Annotated in this window: 19 protein-coding genes; 6 read left to right on the top strand and 13 right to left on the bottom strand. The window is 70.8% G+C overall.

The annotated features are described in order from the left end of the window. The first annotated feature begins 9 nt into the window (after positions 1 to 9). Together AB0K35_RS29215 and AB0K35_RS29210 are read left to right on the top strand one after the other, a co-directional pair. On the top strand, positions 10 to 891 hold the full coding sequence (locus AB0K35_RS29215; RefSeq protein WP_363889468.1) for an SMP-30/gluconolactonase/LRE family protein: 882 nt from the start codon (positions 10 to 12) through the stop codon (positions 889 to 891). A 90-nt stretch (positions 892 to 981) separates the two neighbouring features. Then, positions 982 to 2,082 (top strand): L-dopachrome tautomerase-related protein, encoded by a 1,101-nt coding sequence (locus AB0K35_RS29210; RefSeq protein ID WP_363889466.1) that lies wholly within the window; start codon positions 982 to 984, stop codon positions 2,080 to 2,082. A gap of 255 nt (positions 2,083 to 2,337) precedes the next feature. Here the strand turns inward: AB0K35_RS29210 and AB0K35_RS29205 are convergent, their stop codons facing one another. The 9 genes from AB0K35_RS29205 to AB0K35_RS29165 all read right to left on the bottom strand — a co-directional run bounded on the left by AB0K35_RS29205 (position 2,338) and on the right by AB0K35_RS29165 (position 14,886). After that, entirely contained in the window at positions 2,338 to 3,093 is a 756-nt protein-coding gene (locus AB0K35_RS29205; protein ID WP_363889464.1) for a dienelactone hydrolase family protein, read from the bottom strand. Between the two features lie 121 nt (positions 3,094 to 3,214). Then, positions 3,215 to 5,230, bottom strand: a complete 2,016-nt coding sequence (locus tag AB0K35_RS29200) for an FAD-dependent oxidoreductase (protein ID WP_363889461.1) — start codon at positions 5,228 to 5,230, stop codon at positions 3,215 to 3,217. Positions 5,231 to 5,334: 104 nt separating this feature from the next. Beyond that, the gene (locus AB0K35_RS29195; protein ID WP_363889459.1) at positions 5,335 to 6,015 is read right to left on the bottom strand and encodes a response regulator; all 681 of its coding nucleotides are present in this window, start codon (positions 6,013 to 6,015) and stop codon (positions 5,335 to 5,337) included. Then, entirely contained in the window at positions 6,012 to 8,561 is a 2,550-nt protein-coding gene (locus tag AB0K35_RS29190) for a DUF4118 domain-containing protein (RefSeq protein ID WP_363889457.1), read from the bottom strand. The genes AB0K35_RS29195 and AB0K35_RS29190 overlap by 4 nt, the downstream gene beginning before the upstream one ends. A 71-nt stretch (positions 8,562 to 8,632) precedes the next feature. Further along, positions 8,633 to 9,514: a potassium-transporting ATPase subunit C gene (locus AB0K35_RS29185; protein ID WP_363889454.1), complete on the bottom strand. Its 882-nt coding sequence runs from the start codon at positions 9,512 to 9,514 to the stop codon at positions 8,633 to 8,635. Then, complete coding sequence (kdpB, locus tag AB0K35_RS29180; protein WP_238671307.1) at positions 9,514 to 11,697, bottom strand: potassium-transporting ATPase subunit KdpB; 2,184 nt, start codon at positions 11,695 to 11,697, stop codon at positions 9,514 to 9,516. Before kdpB ends, AB0K35_RS29185 begins: the two co-directional genes overlap by 1 nt. A gap of 20 nt (positions 11,698 to 11,717) precedes the next feature. Continuing rightward, positions 11,718 to 13,373 carry a potassium-transporting ATPase subunit KdpA gene (kdpA, locus tag AB0K35_RS29175; protein WP_238671308.1) on the bottom strand — a complete coding sequence of 552 codons (1,656 nt, stop codon included), beginning with the start codon at positions 13,371 to 13,373 and terminating at the stop codon, positions 11,718 to 11,720. Then, positions 13,373 to 13,462: a K(+)-transporting ATPase subunit F gene (gene kdpF / locus AB0K35_RS29170; protein WP_036410889.1), complete on the bottom strand. Its 90-nt coding sequence runs from the start codon at positions 13,460 to 13,462 to the stop codon at positions 13,373 to 13,375. The genes kdpA and kdpF overlap by 1 nt, the downstream gene beginning before the upstream one ends. A 383-nt stretch (positions 13,463 to 13,845) precedes the next feature. After that, positions 13,846 to 14,886 carry an SAM-dependent methyltransferase gene (locus tag AB0K35_RS29165; protein ID WP_363889450.1) on the bottom strand — a complete coding sequence of 347 codons (1,041 nt, stop codon included), beginning with the start codon at positions 14,884 to 14,886 and terminating at the stop codon, positions 13,846 to 13,848. Positions 14,887 to 14,958: 72 nt separating this feature from the next. On the opposite strand from AB0K35_RS29165, the gene AB0K35_RS29160 reads away from it, so the two are divergent. Then, positions 14,959 to 15,846 (top strand): zf-HC2 domain-containing protein, encoded by an 888-nt coding sequence (locus AB0K35_RS29160; protein ID WP_238671309.1) that lies wholly within the window; start codon positions 14,959 to 14,961, stop codon positions 15,844 to 15,846. 9 nt (positions 15,847 to 15,855) lie between these two features. On the opposite strand, the gene AB0K35_RS29155 is transcribed toward AB0K35_RS29160, so the two are convergent. From AB0K35_RS29155 to AB0K35_RS29140, 4 genes are all read right to left on the bottom strand, one after another. Continuing rightward, a complete protein-coding gene (locus AB0K35_RS29155; protein WP_238671310.1) occupies positions 15,856 to 16,515 on the bottom strand; it encodes a CGNR zinc finger domain-containing protein in 660 nt (219 codons plus the stop codon). Between the two features lie 4 nt (positions 16,516 to 16,519). Further along, on the bottom strand, positions 16,520 to 17,368 hold the full coding sequence (locus tag AB0K35_RS29150) for an MBL fold metallo-hydrolase (protein WP_363889448.1): 849 nt from the start codon (positions 17,366 to 17,368) through the stop codon (positions 16,520 to 16,522). A 135-nt stretch (positions 17,369 to 17,503) separates the two neighbouring features. Then, positions 17,504 to 18,166, bottom strand: coding sequence for a TetR/AcrR family transcriptional regulator (locus AB0K35_RS29145; protein WP_363889445.1), 663 nt, complete (start codon positions 18,164 to 18,166; stop codon positions 17,504 to 17,506). Between the two features lie 95 nt (positions 18,167 to 18,261). After that, on the bottom strand, positions 18,262 to 18,660 hold the full coding sequence (locus AB0K35_RS29140; RefSeq protein ID WP_363889442.1) for a VOC family protein: 399 nt from the start codon (positions 18,658 to 18,660) through the stop codon (positions 18,262 to 18,264). A gap of 99 nt (positions 18,661 to 18,759) precedes the next feature. On the opposite strand from AB0K35_RS29140, the gene AB0K35_RS29135 reads away from it, so the two are divergent. Genes AB0K35_RS29135 through AB0K35_RS29125 form a run of 3 tightly spaced genes read left to right on the top strand, consistent with a single transcriptional unit; the run spans position 18,760 to position 22,137 of the window. Next, the gene (locus AB0K35_RS29135; RefSeq protein WP_363889439.1) at positions 18,760 to 19,740 is read left to right on the top strand and encodes a YafY family protein; all 981 of its coding nucleotides are present in this window, start codon (positions 18,760 to 18,762) and stop codon (positions 19,738 to 19,740) included. A gap of 32 nt (positions 19,741 to 19,772) precedes the next feature. Continuing rightward, the gene (locus tag AB0K35_RS29130) at positions 19,773 to 20,933 is read left to right on the top strand and encodes an acyl-CoA dehydrogenase family protein (protein ID WP_363889436.1); all 1,161 of its coding nucleotides are present in this window, start codon (positions 19,773 to 19,775) and stop codon (positions 20,931 to 20,933) included. Continuing rightward, positions 20,923 to 22,137 (top strand): acetyl-CoA C-acetyltransferase, encoded by a 1,215-nt coding sequence (locus AB0K35_RS29125; RefSeq protein ID WP_363889433.1) that lies wholly within the window; start codon positions 20,923 to 20,925, stop codon positions 22,135 to 22,137. The genes AB0K35_RS29130 and AB0K35_RS29125 overlap by 11 nt, the downstream gene beginning before the upstream one ends. Positions 22,138 to 22,149: the final 12 nt, after the last annotated feature.

The raw sequence follows: 22,149 nt of genomic DNA, 5'->3' as shown, positions 1-22,149 counted from the left end.
AGGAACACCATGGAGCTGACCGAGCCGACCGTCTGGAGCACCGACCGACTGGAGTTGGGTGAGGGCCTGCGTTGGGTCGACGACCGGCTGGTCCTGGTCGACCTGCTGGCCGGGCGACTGTTGGAGACCGACGGCGACGCCCCGAGCCCGCTGCGGGAGCTGCGCCGCCTCGACGTGCCGCTCGGCGCGGTCGCCCCGATGGCCGACCGACCCGGTGAATGGCTGGCCGCCGCCGGGACCGGCGTCACGGTGCTGCCCGCCACCGGCGACCCCCGACCGGTCACCGACCTGGTGGGCGAGGCACCCGAGCCGACCCGGATGAACGACGCGGTCGCCGACCCGCACGGCCGCTTCTGGGCTGGCAGCATGACGTACGCGATGGTGCCCGGCGGAGGCACGCTGTTCCGCCTCACACCGGGCGCCGAGCCGGTCCCCGCCGTGACCGGGCTGACCATCCCGAACGGGCCGGCGTTCGACGCGACCGGCACCACCATGTACCTGGCCGACACCCCGCTCGGCCAGATCGACCGGTTCACAGTCGACCCCGCCACCGGGGCCCTGCGCGGGCGGGAGCCGTTCCTGCGGCTGTCCCCCGCCGACGGCGGCCCGGACGGCATGACGCTCGACGCGGCCGACCACCTCTGGATCGCGCTGTGGGGCGGCTCGGCGGTACGCCGCTACCGGCCGGACGGCACCCTCGACCGGGAGATCCGGCTGCCGACCAAGCAGCCGGCCGGTATCTGCCTCGGCGGCCCCGACCTGCGGCGACTCTTCATCGGCACCGCCCGGGTGGGGCTGGACTCGCCGGGCCCGCAGGACGGCGCGCTGCTCGCGGTGGACGTCCCGGTGCCCGGACTGCCCGCCGCCCGGGCCGCCGCGCCAGCGAGCTGATCGGAGGCATACCGGACGCCAGGGCGGGAACAAGCGCCGTAACAGTCGACCGGTAGGGAGCGAGCCGATGAGCACCGTGGAGCGGACGTCATGAACGGGCCGGTCGGCGACGAGCCGATGGGCGAACTGGAACTGGTGCACACCTTCACCGGCCCGATGCCGACCGGGGTGAGCGTCTCGCACCGGGGCCGGATCTTCGTCAACTTCCCGAAGTGGGGCGACGAGGTGCCGGCCACAGTCGTCGAGCTGCGCGACGGCCAGGAGATGCCCTACCCCGACCAGGCGTGGAACGACCCGTCCGGCGACGACGACGCGGGCGCGTTCGTCTCGGTGCAGAGCATCGTGGTGGACCCGGCGGACCGGCTCTGGGTGCTGGACACCGGCAGCCCGATGTTGCAACCCACCAAGCCGGGCGGCCCGAAGCTGGTCCGGGTCGACCTGGACACCGACACCGTCGCCCAGGTGATCACCTTCCCGGCGGACGTGGCGCTGCCGACGACGTACCTCAACGACGTCCGCTTCGACCTTCGGCGGGGCGAGGCGGGGGTCGCCTACATCACCGACTCCGCGTTCGCCGGGCCGAACGGGATCATCGTGGTGGACCTGGCCAGCGGGGCCTCCTGGCGGCGGCTGCACGACCACCCGTCCACCAAGGCGGAGCCGCTGACGTCGTTCCGTCCGATTGTCGAGGGCCGACCGTTCCTGGAACGACCGGCCGACGGACCGCCGAGGCCGGTGGGCATGGGCTCCGACGGCATCGCCATCTCCGCCGACGGCACCCGGCTCTACTACTGCCCGTTGGCGTCCCGGCGCCTTTACAGCGTGTCCACCGAGGCGCTGGCCGACCCGGGCGTCACCCAGGAGGCGGTCGCCGCGACGGTTGTCGACGAGGGCGACCGGGGCACCGCCTCGGACGGGTTGGAGAGCGACGACGCCGGGCGGCTCTACATCACCTCGTACGAGCACAACGCTGTGCTACGTCGACTGCCCGACGGCGAGTACGAGACGCTGGTCCACGACCCGCGACTGCTCTGGCCGGACACCATGTCGGTGGCCACCGACGGGTACCTCTACGTCACCGCCAACCAACTGCACCGGCAGCCGCAGTACCAGCGCGGCAAGGACCTGCGGCGCAAGCCGTACGCGCTGTTCCGCACCCGCATCGACGCCGGCCCGGTGCTGCTGCGCTGAGGCGAGGTTGCCCCCGCTTCCCATGATCAGGTGATGAAAAGCAGGTCTCCGAGCCGTTCTTGACCTACTTTTCATCACTTGATCACCAGACCACGACGTCGTGACGACGGGGACGGCCACTTCTGCACGTTTGGCGTGCGTTACGCGGACGTATTACGCCGCGGACGTACCGGTCGAGACGGCGGACATCGTCCTGCCGGGCGGGCGGTACGAATTGGTGTACCGCGTCCCGGTGGACTGAGCCCGCCCCAGCCCTCAACTCTTTGGCAGATTGCGGTCCAGGAGGTCGAACAGGGCGGCCCAGTGCCGCTCGGTGGCCTGCTCGTCGTACGCCGGGGTGTCGGCCATGGTGTAGCCGTGGTGCGCCCCGGTGTACACCTCGGAGCGGTAGCGCACCCCGGCGGCGTCGAGCGCCTTCTCCAGCGTGGCGATCTGCTCGGGCGTCATCGACTGGTCGGCGTCGGCGTGCCCGAAGTACACCTCGCCGGTGATCGAGGCGACGCCCCGGTGTGGGCTGTCCGGCGCCTCGGTGACGATCCGCCCGCCGTGGAAGCTCGCGATCGCGGCGATGCGGTCCGGGTGCGCCTCGATGGCCCGCAGCGCGTTCGTGCCGCCCATGCAGTAACCGGTGATGGCGACCGGGCCCGGTCGGACGTCGTCGCGGGCGGCCAGGAAGTCGAGGAACGCGGCGGTGTCCCGGCTGATCACGTCGGGGGTCAACGCGCCGACCAGCGGCATGATCTTCTCGAAGAGGGCGCCGCGCTGGTCGGCCTCGCCGAGGCGGGACAGGTCGAACAGGGGTGCCCGACCGGCCCGGTAGAACAGGTGGGGCGTCAGCACCAGGTAGCCGCGTTCGGCGATCCGCTCGGCCATCTCGACCAGGCGGGGGCGCGGCCCGAAGGCGTCCATGAAGAGCAGCACCGCCGGGAACGGGCCGTCGCCGTCCGGTCGGGTCAGGCTCGCGTCCGCCACTCCGTCACTGGTCGGGATGTCCACCGTCGTCGTCAGCACCGTGCCTCCTCGTACGCCGATCTTGGTCCGTTCCGAACGTTACTCGCCGTGTCGGCACCCCCGTCGGGCAGCCGCGTGAACGGGGCGTCAAGAAGTCGATCGGGCACGGATCCGACGCCGGTCAGGCGCGGACGAAGCGGACCGCGTCGGCGACCACGTACCCGTCGGTGTCCTCGGTACGGATCAGCACGCTGCCATCGCTGCCCGCCGTGAACGGGTAGGTGCCCAGTGCCACCCACTGGCCGCCGGACTGCCGCTGGTCCACCGTCGTGGTGACCAACCCCCCGGAGTACGCGATGTCCACCGGCACGTTCGTCGCCCGGTTCGGGTGCCCGGTCCAGCGCAGCTGCACCGTCCACGACCCGGAGGCGGGCAGTGTCGGCCGGAACCGCAGCCGGTTGACGCCCTTGCCGACGTTGCCGTCGTGCTCGTAGTCCGGGCCGTAGTAGCCACCGGTGCTGGTGCTGCGCAGCCACGTCCCGGCCCGGGTGATCCCGCTGGCCGCCGCGTTGTCCAGGATCACCTCGCTGGTGCTGCCCCACTCCAGCACCGCGCCGTCCTGGCGCAGCCGGGTCTGGAGGGCGGGCACGGAGACGGCCTGCACGGCGAGGTTCCCGGCGAGGGCCAGGGACGCCGCGGTGGCAGCAGCCTGCCCGAGGATCATGAACACGGGTTCCATCCGGATCGAGCCGTACGCGATGTGACTCGCCGAGAGGCAGACCGGCACCAGCAGGTTGGCGCACTGCGCCTGGTGCGGCACTATCGCGCGGTAGCTCACCGGGTACGGCGCCGGCACGCCGATCTGCACGTCCCCCTCGTTGCGGACCTTGCCGTCGACTAACACCCGCTGACAGTTGTGCGAGTCCATCGTGTAGCTGGCCAGGCCCACCGAGTCGGTGGCGCGTACCCGGCCCCGACAGTCGGCCTCGGTCATCACGTACGCGGAGATCATCCGGCGGGCCTCGCGGATGTAGAGCATCGGTGGCCAGCCGCCCGTGCCGGTGAACTCGTCCACCGGCAGTCCCCACCGGGCGGTCGAGTCGCGCACCGACGCCGGCAGTCGGCTGTCGTTGGCCAGGAACCACATCAGCCCCTGCTGGTAGCTGCGGTGCTCGGCGATGATGCTCTCCCGCGTCGCCCAGCTCGCCGTCGGGTACGCGTAGTTGAAGCCGATGTTGTCGGTCGACACGGCGCCGTTGTTGTTGGAGTCGGTCTTTCCGCCGCCTACCGAGTGGGTGGTGAAGTACGGCCCCGCGTAGCCGGCCTGGATGTGCCGCAGCAGCAGCTCGTAGCGGATCGGGTCGTAACCGGACGGCTTGCCGAACGGGATCCGGTTGGCCGCCTGGGTCAGGCACATCCGGAAGCAGTACGCCTGGATGCGGTCGTCGCCGCTGCCCTGCGGGGCGAGCGGAACGGCGGAGATGCCCGGCAGCAGCCCGCTGGCGGGCGAACCGGCCGTCACGTACGGGTCGACGGGGTAGGCGAACTGGTGGGTGTTGCGCGACTGCACCCCGTTGATCGTCTCGCCGTAGGTGTCGTTGGACTCCCGCCCGACGGTGAACCCCACCCCGGCCATTGCCAGCAGATCGCCCTCGTAGGTGGCGTCGACGAACACCCCGCCCCGGTAGATCGACCCGTCCTCGGTGCGCAGCTCGGTGATCCGGTTCCCGGTCCGGCCCAGGCTGGCCAGCCGGGCGTCGACGACCACCGGGACGCCCGCCTCGGCCAGCATCTCGGCGAAGACGGTGGTGGCGACGTGCGGTTCGAAGGTCATCCGCAGCGGTGACGTCGAGGTGAGGGTTCCGCCGTGGTACTTCACGTACACCCGGCGGTAGAACTCGGCGGCCAGCCCGCCGATGGACGCCTGGACGCCGGTGTCGGTGGCGCCCAGCCCGGCGGTGCTCAACCCGCCGACGTGGCCGGTGGGCTCCACCACCACTGCGGTACGCCCGAGCCGGCGCATGGTGATAGCGGCGGCCAGCCCGCCGGAGGTGGCGCCGTAGACGACAAGGTCGGCGGTGGTGACGGCGGCTCGGGCGGGGGCGGCCCGGAACGGGTCGGTGAGGCCGGCCAGGACGAGGCCGGCACCGCCGGCGACCAGCAGCCGACGACGGGACAGGGGCAGGGGCACGGACACGGCGGGCTCCCGAGGGGTAACCGGTGAAGGGGACGGTTACAGAAGCACGCCGCTGCCGCTGCTAACAGAAATTCTTCAATGTCCACAGGCGGGTGTCAACGGGGTCAGGGGCGGTAGCGGTAGCCCATTCCCGGTTCAGTGATGAGGTGGCGAGGGCGGGCCGGGTCGTCCTCCAGTTTGCGCCGCAGCTGGGCCAGGTACTGCCGCAGGTAGTTGGTCTCGTTCTGGTATTCCGGCCCCCACACGTCCTGGAGGAGCTGACGTTGGCTGACCAGCTTGCCGGGGTGACGCAGCAGCTTCTCCAGCACGCTCCACTGGGTGGGGGTCAGCTTGACCTCGGTGCCGTCGTCCCGCAGCACGCTGTGGTCGGCCAGGTCGACTGTGTGCTGGCCGATCCGCAGGGCCGGCACCGCTTCGCTGGGCGTGCCGAGGCGGCGGGTCACCGCGCGGATGCGGGCCAGCAACTCCTCCACCCCGAACGGCTTTGTCACGTAGTCGTCCGCGCCAGCGTCCAGCGCCGCGACCTTGTCCTCGCTGCCGGCTCGGCCGGAGAGCACGATGATCGGCACTGTGGTCCACCCGCGCAGGCCCCGGATCACCTCCACGCCGTCGATGTCGGGCAGGCCGAGGTCCAGCACCACCAGGTCGGGTGGGTGGCTGGCGGCGGCCTTCAACGCGGCGGCTCCGGTGCCGGCGACGTCCACGTCGTAGCGGCGGGCGCGCAGGTTGATGCGCAGCGCGCGCAGGATCTGCGGTTCGTCGTCGACGACCAGGATGCGCGTCATTCCTGCGGCCCCTCCGAGCTGGTCGGCGCGGCGGGCAACCGCAGCACCATGGTGAGCCCACCACCGGGGGTGGTCTCCGGGGTGATGCTGCCACCCATCGCCTCGGCCAACCCCCGGGACAGGGCAAGACCCAGACCGACGCCGGTCTGGTTGTCCCGGTCACCGAGGCGTTGGAACGGCAGGAAGACGTGCTCCCACCGGTCCTCCGGGATTCCCGGCCCCCTGTCGATCACCCGCAGCTCGACCTGACCGGCGTGGGCGCTGGCGGTGATCGTGGGCGGCTGGCCGGGCGGGCTGTACCGCAGCGCGTTGGCGACGATGTTCACCAGCACCCGTTCCAGCAGGCCCGGGTCGGCGGTGGCGGCCGGCAGGTCGGCCGGGATGTCGGTGCCGACCGTCGCGGCCACCGGGCCAAGTTCGTCAAGCGCCAGGGGTACGGCGTCCTCCAGGCCGATCGCGGTCGCCGAGATGCCCAGCACGCCCGCCTGGAGCCGGCTCATGTCCAGCAGGTTGCCGACCAGCCGGGCAAGCCGGTCCAGCGACTCCTCCGCGGTCTCCAGCAACTCCTCGCGGTCGGACTCGTCGAACTCGATGTCGTGGCTGCGCAGGCTGGTCACTGCCGCCTTCGCGGACGCCAGCGGCGTACGCAGGTCGTGGCTGACCGCCGCGAGCAGCGCGGTGCGCATCCGGTCCGCGGCGGCGAGTGGCCGGGCGGTGGCGGCCTCCTCGGCGAGCCGTTCCTGGCGCAACGCGACGGCGGCCTGGGCGGCGAACGCCTCGACGATCCGCCGATCAGCGGCCTCCAGTCGTCGGCCGCTGAGCACGACGGTGATCCGGTCGTCGACCGGCACCGCGGTCTCGCCGCCGTCGGGCGTGCCGGCCGGCTGCTCGCCGACGCTGGCCACCACACACCAGGCGTGCTCCTCGCGGGCCCGCTCCGGCCGTCCACCAGCCTCCTCGGCCAGCTCCAGCACGCTCACCGCGCGCAGCCCGAAGGTCTCCCGGAGCTGATCCAGCAGGGCGGGCAGGGGTCGTTCGCCGCGCAGCACCCCACCGGCGACGGCGGCGAGGGTCTGCGCGTCGGCGGCGGCGCGCGCGGCCTCCCGGGTACGCCGGGCGGCCACGTCGACGATCCAGCTCACCGCGAGGGCCACCCCGACGAAGACGGCCAGGGCGAGGAGGTTGTCCGCCTCGGCGATGGTCAGCGTGCGAAAGGGCGGGGTGAAGAACCAGTTGAGCAGCAGCGAGCCGCCGAGCGCGGCGACCAGGGCCGGCCACACCCCGCCAACCAGCGCGACCCCGACGACCCCGGCGAGGAACAGCAGGATGTCGTTTGTCAGCGTCAGGTCGGGCAGTGTCTTCAGCAGCACTGTGAGCAGCGGCATGCCCAGCACCGCCAGGCCGAAGCCGAGCAGCCGGCGGCGTCGGGACAGCGCCGCCGGAACCGCCGCCGCCCGGCGGCCCTTGCCGGCCTGCTTGTGGGTGACCAGGTGCACGTCGATCGAGCCGGAGAGCGCTGTGGTGGTCACCCCGACACCCCTGGCGAAGATCTGCGCGAGGCGACCCCGCCGGCTGGCCCCGAGCACCAGCTGGGTGGCGTTCACGCCCTGGGCGAAGTCCAGCAGCGCGGCCGGCACGTCGGTGCCGAGCACCTGGTGGTACGTGCCGCCCAGGCTCTCCACCAGCACTCGTTGCCGGGCCAACTGGGCCGGGTCGGCGCCGGCCAGGCCGTCGCTGCGGGCCACGTGCACGGCGAGCAGGTCGGCGCCCTTGCTGCGGGCCGCGACCCGGGCAGCCCGACGGATCAGCGTCTCACCCTCCGGGCCACCGGTCAGCGCTACCACCACCCGTTCCCGGGCCTCCCAGGTGGCAGCGATCCCCTGCTGGCTGCGGTAGCGGTCGAGCTGCTCGTCGACCTTGTCCGCCAGCCAGAGCAGCGCCAGCTCGCGCAGCGCGGTGAGGTTGCCGACCCGGAAGTAGTTGCCCAACGCGGCGTCGATCTTGTCGGGTCGGTAGATGTTGCCGTGCGCCATCCGCCGGCGCAGCGCCTCCGGGGTCATGTCGACAAGCTCGACCTGCTCGGCGGCGCGGACGATCTCGTCGGGCACTGTCTCCCGCTGGGTGGTGCCGGTGATCTGCGCGACGACGTCGTTCACCGACTCCAGGTGCTGCACGTTGACAGTGGAGAGCACGTCGATCCCCGCGTCGAGCAGCTCCTGGACGTCCTGCCAGCGCTTGTCGTGCCGGGAGCCGGGAATGTTGGTGTGCGCCAACTCGTCGACCACGGCGATCTGCGGCCGGCGGGCCAGCACCTCGTCCAGGTCCATCTCGGTGAACTCGACGCCCCGGTAGGTCATCGTGCGGCGGGGCACCTGCTCCAGGTCGCCGAGCATCTCGGCGGTGTGCTGGCGGCCGTGGGTCTCCACGAAGCCGATCACCACGTCGGTGCCGCGCGCGGCCCGCCGCTGGGCCTCCTCCAACATGGCGTACGTCTTGCCGACGCCGGGGGCCGCCCCCAGATAGATGCGCAGTTCTCCGCGTGGCACGGGGACCATCCTCCCTGGTCAGATCGGCGGGCGGGGCCGCGCCGGTCGGCCCGGCCCCGCCCGCGAGGTGCTCAGCGTGCCGCGAACTGCTTGTCGAGCGCGAGGTTGAGCTCCAGCACGTTGACGCCGGGCGCGCCCAGGAAGCCGAGCCCTCGCCCGCCGGTGTGCTCCTCGACCAGCTTGCGGACCGCCGCCGGGTCCACGCCGCGCTCCCGCGCGACCCGGTTCACCTGTAGTTCGGCGTACGCCGGGCTGATCTGCGGGTCGAGGCCGCTGGCGCTGGCGGTGACCGCGTCGGCGGGCACCACCGGGTCGGCGGGCGCGTCGCCCCGGATCGGTGTGACCACCCCACCGGCGGCGACGTAGTCCTCGCCGGGCTGGGCCGGCTCCACCGCGACACCCTGGTACTCGGAGACGAAGGGAGTGGTCGGGGCGGCCTGGTTGACGCTGACCACCCGGGTGACCGGACCGGTCAGACCGTCGGCGCGGAACACCGCGAGCACAGCGCCCACCCCGTCGTCGGTGCAGTACGGGCGCCGGCCGTCGACACCGTTGAGCTCGCCGACCGACTTGCTGCGCCCGCACACCTGGGTGAGCAGGCTCTCGCTGGATGCCTCCGGGTCGGTGGCAAGGGTGTCGACAACGCTCTCCGGGCCCAGGTTGCTGGCCGAGGTGGCCGTCGGGTCGTAGCCGTCACCGGCGGCGGAGGGGCGGGACTGGAAGTACCGGGCGACGGGGTTGCCGTCCGCGTCGGTGAAGGACTGGCCGATCAGCGCGCTGCCGACAGTCGTCCCGCCCGAGGTGATCAGCGAGCCGTCGGTCCTGTGGTTGAGGCCGGGCAACTGACCAACAGCTACCAGGGCCAGCGGGTAGACCAGGCCGAGCAGCACCGTGAAGACGAGTACGGCGCGCAGCGCGGCGAGGTGTTGGGCGATCCAGGTGGGTAGGCGCATCACGAAATCCCCGGGATGAACTGGATGAGCAGGTCGATGAGCTTGATCCCGATGAACGGCACGATGATGCCGCCCAGCCCGTAGACCAGCAGGTTGCGGCTGAGCAGCTTCGACGCGGCGGCCGGCCGGTACCGCACGCCCCGCAGGGCGAGCGGGATCAGCGCGATGATCACCAGGGCGTTGAAGATGACGGCGGACAGGATCGCCGACTCCGGGCTGGCCAGCCGCATGATGTTCAGGGCGTCCAGGCTCGGGTAGAGGCCGGCGAACATGGCCGGGATGATCGCGAAGTACTTCGCGATGTCGTTGGCGATGCTGAAGGTGGTCAGCGCGCCGCGGGTGATCAGCAACTGCTTGCCGATCTCCACGATCTCGATCAGCTTCGTCGGGTCGGAGTCGAGGTCGACCATGTTGCCGGCCTCCTTCGCGGCCGACGTACCGGTGTTCATCGCCACCCCGACGTCGGCCTGCGCGAGCGCCGGCGCGTCGTTGGTGCCGTCACCGGTCATCGCGACCAGCCGGCCACCCTCCTGCTCCCGCTTGATCAGCGCGAGCTTGTCCTCCGGCGTCGCCTCGGCCAGGAAGTCGTCCACCCCGGCCTCGTCGGCGATCGCCTTCGCGGTCCGCGGGTTGTCGCCGGTGATCATCACGGTTCGGATGCCCATCCGGCGCATCTCGTCGAACCGCTCCCGCATGCCGGACTTGACCACGTCCTTGAGGTGGATGACGCCCAACGCACGGGCGGGCGCACCGTCGACGTGCTCGGCGACCACCAGCGGGGTACCGCCGGTGCCACTGATCGCGTCCACGATCTCGCCGACCTGCTCGGTCGGGTGGCCGCCGTTCTCCCGTACCCACTTCATCACCGCGGCGGCGGCGCCCTTGCGGACCCGGCGGGCCGTGCCGACCGCGCCGCCGTCGACGCTGGCGTCCGGGGTGAGGTCGACGCCGCTCATCCGGGTCTGCGCGGTGAACGGTACGAAGGTGGCGTGCGGCATCACGCCGGGCTCGCGCTCGCGCAGCCCGAACTCGTTCTTCGCCAGGACGACCACCGAGCGCCCCTCCGGGGTCTCGTCGGCCAGGCTGGACAGCTGCGCGGCGTCGGCGAGCGCCGCGGCGTCGACCCCCTCGACCGGTACGAACTCGGCTGCCTGCCGGTTGCCCAACGTGATGGTGCCGGTCTTGTCCAGCAGCAGGGTGTTGACGTCGCCGGCCGCCTCGACGGCCCGGCCGCTCATGGCCAGCACGTTGCGCTGCACGAGGCGGTCCATGCCGGCGATGCCGATGGCGGAGAGCAGCGCGCCGATGGTGGTGGGGATCAGGCACACCAGCAGCGAGATCAGCACCACGCCGGTGACGCCGGAGTCGGTGATCGCCCCGCTGTCCGGTGCGGCAGCCTGGTACGCCTTGGAGAAGATGGCCAGGGGCTGGAGGGTGACCACTGCCAGCAGGAAGATGACGGTGAGCGCGGCGAGCAGGATGTTCAGCGCGATCTCGTTCGGTGTCTTCTGCCGGTTGGCCCCCTCGACCAGGGCGATCATCCGGTCGATGAAGCTCTCCCCCGGCTTCTGGGTGATCTTGACGATGATCTGGTCGGAGAGCACCTTGGTGCCGCCGGTGACAGCGCTGCGGTCGCCGCCGGACTCCCTGATGACCGGTGCCGACTCTCCGGTGATGGCCGACTCGTCGACGCTGGCGATGCCCTCGACGATGTCGCCGTCGCCGGGGATGATGCCGCCGGCTTCGACGAGTACGACGTCGCCCTGACGCAGGTCCGGCGCCGGCACCGCCTCGTCGCGGTAGGTGTTGGCCCGCGCGCCCGGCTTCCAGTCGATCAGTCGGGTGGCGATGGTGTCCTTCTTCGCCTGCCGCAGGGTCGCGGCCTGGGCCTTGCCCCGACCCTCGGCGACTGCCTCGGCCAGGTTGGCGAAGACCACTGTCAGCCAGAGCCAGACGGTGATCGCCCAGGCGAACACCGACGGGTCGAGCACCGCCAGGACTGTGGTGAAGGCCGCGCCGACCTCGACGATCAGCATCACCGGGTTGCGCCACAGGGTGGTGGGGTTGAGTTTGCGTACGGCGTCCGGCAGGGATCGGATCAACTGCTGGGGGTCGAGCAGGCCTCCGCCGATCCGTCTGCCCTGGTCGGCTGCTGTGGCGAGCTGCCCGGATGTCACGGACATGTCCTCGTTCCTCATGATGGTCAGAGCCCCTCTGCCAGCGGGCCGAGCGCGAGCGCGGGCAGGAAGGTCAGCGCGACGAGGACCACGGTGACGCCGACGACCATGCCGATGAACAGCGGTCGGTGGGTCGGCAGGGTGCCCTCGGACGCGGGGGTGGGTGCCTGGCGGGCCAGCGAGCCGGCCAACGCGAGCACGAAGATCAGCGGCAGGAACCGGCCCAGCAGCATGCACAACCCGAGCGCGGTGTCCCACCAGGTGGTGTTGACGGTGATGCCGCCGAACGCGGAGCCGTTGTTGTTGCTGGCCGAGGTGAACGCGTACAGCACCTCGGAGAGGCCGTGCGGGCCGACGTTGAGCGCCGTGGAGTTGTTGCCGGTGCCGAACGCCGCCGCCGTGCCGACGAGCACCAGGATCGGCGTGATCAGGAAGTACAGCGAGGCGAACTTGATCTCGCGCGACCCGATCTTCTTGCCCAGGTACTCGGGCGTGCGGCCCACCATCAGGCCGGCCACGAAGACGGTGATCACCGCGAGGATGAGCAGGCCGTACAGCCCCGAGCCGGTGCCGCCCGGCGCGACCTCGCCGAGCATCATGTTGACCATCGTCATCATGCCGCCGAGCGAGGTGAACGAGTCGTGGAACGAGTTCACCGCACCGGTCGAGGTGAGCGTGGTGGCGGCGGCGAAGGTGGCCGAGTTCGACACGTCGAACCGCACCTCCTTGCCCTCCATCGCCGCGCCGACCGCCTGCGGCACGGTGCCGTGCCCGGCCAGCTCGAAGATGTTGGTGATGGCGACGCTGAGGAACGCGAGGATGCCCATCACGGCGGCGATGGCGTAGCCCTGCCGGTTCTGCCCGACCATGCGGCCGAAGACCCGGGGCAGGCTGAACGGGATCAGGAAGATCAGGAAGATCTCCAGCCAGTTCGTCCAGGTGGTGGGGTTCTCGAACGGGTGCGCGCTGTTGACGTTGTAGAAGCCGCCACCGTTGGTGCCCAACTCCTTGATCACTTCCTGGCTGGCGACCGGCCCGCCGGTGATGGTCTGGGTGCCACCGGTCAGCGTGCTCACGTCGGTGCCGGCGGACAGGTTCTGCACCGCCCCGCCGATCATCAGCGCGATGGCGCCGAGCACCGCGATCGGCAGCAGGATCCGCAGCGTGATCCGGGTCAGGTCGACCCAGAAGTTGCCGAGCTGCCCGGTGCGGCTGCGGGCGAAGCCGCGTACCAACGCCACCGCCACAGCGATGCCGACCGCCGCCGAGACGAAGTTCTGCACCGCCAGGCCGGCCATCTGCACCAGGTGGCCCATCGTCGACTCACCCGAGTACGACTGCCAGTTCGTGTTGGTCACGAACGACACGGCGGTGTTCCACGCGCCGTGCGGAACCACCGGGTCGAAGCCCAGCGACAGCCACAGGTGGTTCTGCACCCGCTGGAACAGGTACAGGAACAGGATCGATACCGCGGAGAACGCCAGCACGCTGCGGGCGTACACGCCCCAGGTCTGCTCGGCGGTCGGGTTGACCCCGACCAGTCGGAAGATGCCCCGCTCGACCCGCGACTGCTTGGTGCCGGAGACCGCCCGGAACATGTAGTCGCCGAACGGCTTGTAGACGGCGACGAGGGCCGCCACCAGCGTCAACACGAAGATGACGCCCGCTGTTGTCATGGTCATCAGAAGCGCTCCGGAAACAGCAGCGCGAACACCAGGAACGCGCCCAGGACGACCGCGAGCACCAGACCGACGGCGTTTACCGCGTTCACAGCTTCTCCACCGCCCGGACCACCAGGGCGAGCACTGCGAACAGCACCACCGTCAGGACCACGAACACCACGTCAGACACGCTGACTCCTCAGCCGGAAAGGTTCGTCGCGACCGCCTTCCGGTCGCGCCGGGCAATCAAAGCCCCACCACCCACCGGACGGCACGAGTCATAACGCGACCATGACGGCGGCGAACCTTTTCTTGACGTGGTTTTCACACCGAGCTGCTGATCAGGTGAAATGCGGCACAGAGGCGCGTCAGCCGGAGCGACGAGGGTCGGCTGTCCGCCCTTTGCTCTGCTTCAACGGAGGCGACAGCGAGGCGCCAAAACTGTTGCGCCGGTTGAAGCAGAGCAAAGGGCTCGAAGGGGGTGGGCGGCGGGTCAGGCCGGACGGCGGGCCACCAGCACGTCGCGCATGATCGACTGGTCCACCCGGTGCCGCAGCGCGCGGTAGGGCTCGGCGTCGACCACTGTCAGGCCGGCGTCGGCCAACGCCGCCGCCGCGTCGTCCCGACTGGCGACGTGGGTGTTCCAGGAGATCCCGAGCGCACCGCCGGGACGCAACAACCGGGCCCAGACCGGCGCGGCGTCCGCGAGCAACGCCAGCGGGTCGCGGGTCAACCCCTGCCCAGCGGTACGACTGCCGTGCTGCACGCCGTACGGCGCGTCGGCGACGACCAGGTCCACGGTCTCCGGGCGGAAGAACTCCGCCGAACGGGCGGTGTCGGCGTTGACCACGTCCAGCAACTGCGTCTGGCCGGCCTTGTGCTCCTCGCGGGTCGGCGCCAACTCGATCCGCACCCGCCGGCCGACCACCTTGCGCTCCCGCCGCACCGGCCCCGACTCCAGCACCCGGTGCTTGACCCGCTTCTGCTTCAGCCAGGTGGTGATGAACGCCCGGTACGCCTCGACGTCCTTCTGGTCGCGCTCGATTCCGGCGGCGTCGAAGCCGTACATCAGCGCCTGGTTGAGGGTGGTGCCCCGACCACAGAGCGGGTCGAGCACCCGGAACCGGCGGCTGGTCATCTCGGCGGCCCAGTCCGAGGCGAGCAGTGTGACGTTGAGCAGCAGCTTGGTGAACTGCTCGTTGGTCTTGCCTGGGTACTTCTGGATGGTGAGCAGATCGTCGTCGTAACGGTCCAGACGGCTCCACTCGATCGGCCGCAACAACTCACCGACGATCTCGAACAACGCGTACCCGGCGGAGAGGTTGCCCAGGACGGCCAGGTCACGCTCGGTCAGCCCGTCACCGGTGAACGTGATGTAGGACGCCCCTCCGACGACCTCGGTGTCCAGCTCGCCGATCCGGCCGTCCAACGCCGAGCGGTCAAAGATCTCCAGCTCAGCTCGGGTGAGGTCGACTGCGGCGCGGGCGTACACCCGGTTGGTGGCGGGCAGGATCAGCAGGCCGTAACGCGTCATGATCCGGCGAGTATTCCACAACCGGTCACGGTCGCCGGGAACCGGAGCGGCTGCCGGAGCGACTACCGATACATGGGGTGTGAGCAGTGGCGGGAGGTCCTGTCCGCGCAGTTGGACGGGGAGGAGACCGCCGCCGAACTGACGGCGGTGCAGGGGCACCTGGACGGGTGTGCCGAGTGCCGGGCCTGGTTCACGGCTGCGGCGGCGGTGACCCGTCGGGTTCGTACCCGACTGGTGGTTGAGGTGCCGGACCGGACGGCGGCGATCCTTGCTGCCGCCAGCGCGGCCCCGGCCCGCCGGTCGCGGTGGCGGCGTGGGCCGCTCGTCGCCGGCCTGCGAAAGGTGCCCGGACGGGGCCAGCTCGCCGCCGGGTTGCGCGCGGCGTTCGGACGTGGCCCGCTCGTCGCCGGCCTTCGGTCGGCGCTCGGGCTGCTCGGCGCGGTGCAACTGGTGCTCGGTCTGGCCCAGGTCGGCCGGGGTGCGACCGCCGACCACCTGCACCCCACCGGCCAGCACCTGTGGCACGAGTCGGCGGCGTGGAACGTGGCAGTGGGCGCGGGCTTCCTCTTCGTGGCGTTGCGCCGCAGCCCACCCGCCGGGCTGCTGCCGATGCTCAGCGCGTTCGTCGGCACGTTGCTGCTGTTGTCGGTCAACGACCTCGCCACCGGTTCGGTGGGTGGGGAACGGCTGATCAGCCACGGCTTCCTGGTGGTCGGCTACCTGATCACGGTGCTGCTGTCCCGGCCCGGGCTGCGCCCCGGTGGGCCGGCACCGCAGCGGCAGCCGGGACCGTCGCGCTGGCGGTTCGGGGCCGACGAGGTGGACCGACCGCTGCGGGTGGTACGCCCCGACTCCTATCCGGCGCAGGCCGCCGACCGGTTCGCCGCGCCGGCGGCGCGGGCCGGTCAGGCTGCCCCGGCGGCGCACACCGGGCGGACAGACGAACGCCGGGCCGCCTGATCGGCCGAGTCAGTCCACCTGCCGCTGCCGGGCCCGGTGGGCGCGCAGGTTGGTCGGGTGCCCGCAGACGCGCACGGAGTGCCAGACCCCGCTGTTGTTGCGTGAGCGGTCGTAGAACGCCACCCGGCAGCGGGGGTTGCGGCAGGTCTTGATCCGCCGCCCGGTGTCGGCGAGCTGCGCCTCGAACAGCGCAGCGAGGACGAGCGAGACCAGCAGCTCGACCCCGGCCCCGGCGGGGTCGAGGTGGACGGATCCGCCCTGATCGAGCCGGAGCGTGGCACCGGCGGTACGAGATCCGGTCGCGCGCCGGTTCGACGCCCCGGTGGTGCCGTGTCCGGGTTCCGGCATGTGCAGCCTGGCGTCGATCCCGTCCAGCAACTCGTCGCGAAAGGTCCGTAGCGCCCGGAGTCCCGCAGGGTCGAGCGTGACGTCGGGCGCTGGGCGGCCGGCGGGCGTCGACCACTGCGCGACGGCCGACTGTGCCCATTCTGTGGCGCTGCCCGGGTCGTCCAGAAGGTCCGGTTGCCGTGGCACGCCAGCCGAGATCGTGTTGAGCAGATCCTGAACGAGCCCGAGGCCGCCCGGAGCGGGGTCGATGCCGTACCTCGCGGTGGCGGTCCACGGCCCGACCACCGCGCCTGTCGGGTGGTCGGGCATCGAAAGCGTCACCGGGTCACTTCCCGAGCAGGGCGAGGGCCCCGTACCACGCCGGCCCCGGATTGATCCAGTCTGGGTAGAGTCGCACCATCTCGTCGAAGAACTCGCGGGCGGTCTGCTTCTCGGCCAGCAGCCGCTCCACGGTCAGCAGGTACTTCCGGGTCTGGTCGATGCTTGCCGGGTCGTCGGGAAGGGCCCGATTCTTGTGGCCAGCGACGACGGCCCGGGGCGCGAGCGCCTCGACGCGGTCGAGGGCGTCGAGCCATTGCCGCAGGCCGCCGCCGACGGTCTCCGAGATGTACTGGTGAACCCCGTTGTAGACGACGTCGCCGGCGACGACCAGGCCGATCGATGGGACGTGCAGAACGGTGGTCTGATCGGTGTCGGTGTGCCCGGTCTCGACGGGCTGGATGAGGTTGCCTTCGAGCAGGAACCCCTCCGCCGGCACGGGTACCGCGTCGACAGACGTTTCCGGGATCAAGCCGGGGAAGACCCGGTCGAACAGTTCACTCCGCCCGACGGTGGCCTGCTGGTGCATCACCTGGATGGTGCCGGGCGTGGCGTAGGTGATCGCGCCGGGGAAGCGCTTGACCAGCTCCGCCGCGCCGAACCAGTGGTCGCCGTGCCCGTGGGTGGCGTAGATGTACGTCAGCCGCTTACCCGACTCGGCGATCCAGTCGCCCACCTGCGAGATCTGCTCGTGGGTGAACGGTGGATCCACCAGAAGCGCCTCCTCGGCCCCGAAGATCAAGGTGGACGAGACGGGGTTCCAGTGGAGCCGTGACCCGTCCGGCATGCGCTGGTCACCCGCTCGCATGGGGCCGTCCGAGACGAAAACCTCGTACGACAGGGCAGGAGTGGTCATGTTTCCTCCTCGGTGACGCGATGCCCGGCTCGTCGCGGGTGGGTACCCGTCGAGCAATGACATAACCGTAGCCTCTACACCTATTTCATTGCCGTCATCGCGCTCGTGGCCTACGTCACCGCCCCGTGTCACGCCCTAGCCGGGAGGCCCAGCCGGGCGCATCGGCCGGGTCAGATCCTCGTCGGCGAGGATCTGTGGGACGACCTGTTCGACGATGGTCAGCAGGGTCGTGGTGAGCAGCAGGTGCACCTGGGCGCGGGTCAGCGCGCCACGCTGGAGCCACTCCCGGGCGGTCGACGTCGCCAACCCGCAGTACGCCCGGACCATGCCGCGAAGCTCCTCATGGTGCTCGGCCTGGCCAGCCAGCCCGACGGCGACCAGCATCCGGTCCGCGGCGACCTCCTCGGCCTCGGCGAGCACCCGCTCCACGTCGGCGTCGCCGCCCATCCCCCGGGCGGTGACCGCCGCCAGCCACGAGGTGCTGTGTCGGGACACCACGTCGAGGAACCAGGTGACGCTGGCCTCGACCCGGGTCCGCAGATCGCCCTTGGGCAGCCGTTCCAGGGCAACCTCCGGGATCGTCACCATGACCCGGACGACCTCCAGGTAGAGGTCCTTCTTCGCGCCGAAGTAGTGGTTGACCAACCCGCGGGCGACACCCGCCTCACGGGCGACGTCGGTGGTCGACACCTCCGCGTACGGGCGCTCGCCGAACAGCCGGACCGCGCAGGCCAGGATCTGGCCGCGTCGGGCGTCCGGCTCCAACCGGCGGCGGCGCGGAGCCGTCTCGACACTCATCTGCCCGACCCTATCGGCAGCTCACACCGCCGGCTTCGGCGTCGACGTCCGCCGTGCCTCCTCGGAGCCGCCGGCCCCCGGGCCGCGCCGACCGGTCAACGGCTGAACCTCTCGATCGCGGCCGGGGTCACTGGGGTGAAGAAGTTGACCAGGTTGCCGTCGGGGTCGCGGAAGAGCAGGGCTCGGTTGCCCCAGGGCATGGTCGTGGGCTCGTTCACGAAGTCGTCCACCACGCTCTTCAGCTTCCCGTACAGCGCATCCACGTCCTCCACGAGGAACTCGATGATCACGCTGTGGTTGTCGGCGGGGCGGGCTGAGCCGGGCGCGAACAGTCCGACGGTGCGGGTGCTGCCGATCGCCAGTGTGCAGTGGGCGGTACGCACCTCGGCGAAGTCCTCGTTGCCCCAGGTCGCCTGCACGCCGGTGATCTTCTCGTAGAAGCCCACCAGGCGGTTGATCTCGTCGGTGATGATGCGGATCGAGATGAAGTCCACGTCTTTTCCCTGCTCAGTGCGGTCGGTATCGGTCGGTCGAGATCACGTTAGGACGAATACTGGACAGGTTTGGTCCAGTATTCGGATAAAGTTCAGACCGTGGCACGACCGACAGCCCAGGTGCTCGCACTGCTGGAACTCCTGCAGTCCGGCGGCGTCCGGACGATGGCCGAGCTTGCCGAGCGCCTTGGTGTCGAGCCGCGCACGGTGCGGCGCTACGTGAGTCATCTGGTCGACCTGGACCTGCCGGTGGAGTCGGTGCGCGGTCGCTACGGCGGGTATCGGCTCGCCGCCGGCTATCGTCTGCCGCCGCTGATGTTCAACGACGACGAAGCTCTTGCCGTCCTACTCGGCCTGATCGCCGGCCGCCGTGCCGGTTTGGCGACAGCAACGGGCACGGCGGGCGAAACAGCCGCCGCGAAGATCCGTCGCGTCCTGCCGCCGCGGACGGCGGACCGGCTGGACGCCGCACTCCAGTCCCTCTCCTTCACCGCCGAACTCGGTGACTTCCCTGCGCCGCGGACCGACGTACTACTCGCCGTCGCCGACGCGGTCCGCCATCACCGGCCGATCTCGCTGCAGTACACCTCGGGCGACGGCCGGCGCAGCGTCCGCGTGCTGCATCCGTTCGGGCTGGTCAACCATGCCGGCCGGTGGTACGTCACCGGGGTCGATCCGGATATCGGCGAGGAGCGAACCCTTCGACTCGACCGCATCGCGGACGCGAGACCGCAGCCGGGCTCGTTCGAGCCGCCCGCCGGGAACGATCCGGCCCGGCACCTTCTCACCTCGATGGCACGAGCGCCGTACCAGCACGCGGTGTCGCTGCGGATACAAGGAACAGTCGAGCAGATCCGCAGGCAACTACCGGCCAGCATCGCCGAGGTGCGAGAGGGTGCGGACGAAGGCTGGCAGGACGTGGAGATCCGGGCAGAGAGCCTCGACTGGTTGCCCGGCGTGCTCGCCGCGCTCGACCTGCCGTTCGTCATCGAACGTCCGGACGAACTCCGCGACCGCGTCGTCGCTCTCGCTGAGCGGCTGGCGGCCTCGTCACGACGTGGGTCGATCACGACTTATTGACATGCCGCCAACAGCGCGCGAGGGTGGTGCACATGCCGACGCCCGACGGTCCCCCCTCCCCCTGGCGCGAGCCGGAGCACGACGACCTGGCCGAGCTGGCCCGCACCTTCTTCACCAAGGAGGTGTTGCCGCACGCCGACCGCCTTCAGGAGCAGGGCCACCCGGACCGCGAGCACTATCGGCGCGCCGGTGAGCTGGGGCTGCTCGGCCTGTCGGTCCCGGAGGAGTACGGCGGTGGGGGCGGCGGGTTCACCCACGAGGCGGTGCTGCTGCACGAGCAGGCGTACGCCGGGGAGGGCAGCCTCGGCCTGGCCGTCCACAGTGGCATCGTCACCGGCTACCTGGTGGCGTACGGCAGCGAGGAGCAGAAGCGGCGCTGGCTGCCCGGCCTGTGCAGCGGTGAGCTGGTCGGCGCCATCGCGATGACCGAGCCGGACGGTGGCTCCGATCTTCAGGCGATGCGCACCCGGGCGGTCCGCGACGGCGACGACTACCTGGTGACCGGCGCGAAGACGTTCATCACCAACGGCGGTCTGGCCGACCTGGTCATCGTGGCGGTGAAGACCGACCCCGAGCAGCGGGCGGCCGGCGTCTCGCTGCTCGTGTGCGAGGTGGGCGGCGACCCGGAGGGCTTCCGGCGAGGCCGACTGCTGTCCAAGATCGGCCTGCACGCCAACGACACTGCGGAGTTGTTCTTCGACGAGTTCCGGGTGCCGACGGCCAACCTGCTCGGCGGCGCCGAAGGGCTGGGCTTCGTCCAGCTCATGCAGCAGCTTCCGCAGGAACGGCTGGTCATCGGCGTTGGCGCGGTCGCCGCCATGGAACGGGCGGTCGCGCTGACCGTCGCGTACGCCAAGGAGCGCACCGCGTTCGGCAAGCCCCTGATGGGTCACCAGAACACCCGGATGGTGCTCGCCGAGTGCGCCACCCGCGCCCGGGTCAGCCGGGTCTTCCTGGATGACTGCATCGTCCGACACACGCGTGGCGACCTGGACGTCTCCACGGCGGCGATGGCGAAGTCGTGGCTCACCGACGGGCAGTGCGAGGTGGTCGATCGGTGCCTTCAACTCTTCGGCGGTTACGGCTACACGACGGAGTACCCGATCGCCCGGATGTACGCCGACGCCCGCGTCCAAAAGATCTACGGCGGCACCAACGAGATCATGAAGGAGTTGATCGCCCGTGCTCTCTGAGGCGTACGTCTATGACGCGGTCCGCACCCCGCGCGGACGCGGCCGGGACACTGGCGCGCTGCACGGGGTCAAGCCCATCTCCCTGGTGGTCGGCCTGATCGACGCGTTGCGGGAGCGCAACCCCGGCCTGGACGTCGGCCGGCTGGAGGATCTGCTGCTCGGCATCGTGACCCCGGTCGGCGAGCAGGGCGGCGACCTGGCCAGGGCCGCCGCGCTGCTGGCCGGGCTGCCCGATGAGGTGGGTGGGGTGCAGCTCAACCGGTTCTGCGCCTCCGGGTTGGAGGCGGTCAACTCCGCCGCCGCGCGGATCCGCTCCGGCTGGGAGCATCTGCTGCTCGCCGGCGGGGTCGAGTCGATGTCCCGGGTGCCGATGGGTTCCGACGGGGCGGCCTGGGCCACCGATCCGCAGACCGCGCTGGCCACGTCGTTCGTGCCGCAGGGCGTGAGCGCCGACCTGATCGCCACACTGGAGGGTTTCACCCGCGACGACGTGGACGGCTACGCGCTGCGGTCGCAGGAGCGGGCCGCCAAGGCCTGGGCCGGCGGGTACTTCGCCCGCTCGGTGGTGCCGGTCCGCGACGGCAACGGGCTGGACATCCTCACCGTCGACGAGCACCCGCGCCCGGAGACCACCCGGGAGGCGCTGGCCAAACTCACCCCGTCCTTCGCCACCATGGGTGAGGCGGCCGGTTTCGACGCTGTCGCGTTGCAGAAGTTCCACTGGCTGGAGGCGATCGAGCACGTCCACCACGCGGGCAACTCGTCCGGCATTGTGGACGGTGCGGCGCTGGTGCTGATCGGTTCGGAGCAGGTCGGTCGGGATCTCGGCCTCACCCCGCGCGCCCGGATCGTCGGCGCGGCGGTCACCGGCGCGGACCCGACGCTGATGTTGACCGGCCCGATCCCGGCCACCCACAAGGCGCTCGCCGTGGCCGGGCTGACAGTCGACGACATCGACCTGTTCGAGATCAACGAGGCGTTCGCCGCTGTGGTGCTCAAGTACGTCAGCGACCTGCGCCTCGACCCGGACCGGGTGAACGTCAACGGTGGCGCGATCGCGCTCGGCCACCCGCTCGGCGCGACCGGAGCGATGCTGCTCGGTACGGCGTTGGACGAGTTGGAGCGCCGCGACCTGCGCCGGGCCGTGGTGACCCTCTGCATCGGCGGCGGCATGGGCGTCGCCACAGTTCTTGAGCGCTGCTGACCCGGAGGACGA

This window comes from Micromonospora sp. NPDC053740, from assembly GCF_040677775.1.
Classification (GTDB): Bacteria; Actinomycetota; Actinomycetes; order Mycobacteriales; family Micromonosporaceae; genus Micromonospora; species Micromonospora alfalfae.
This window is presented reverse-complemented; position numbering and strand designations above follow the sequence as displayed.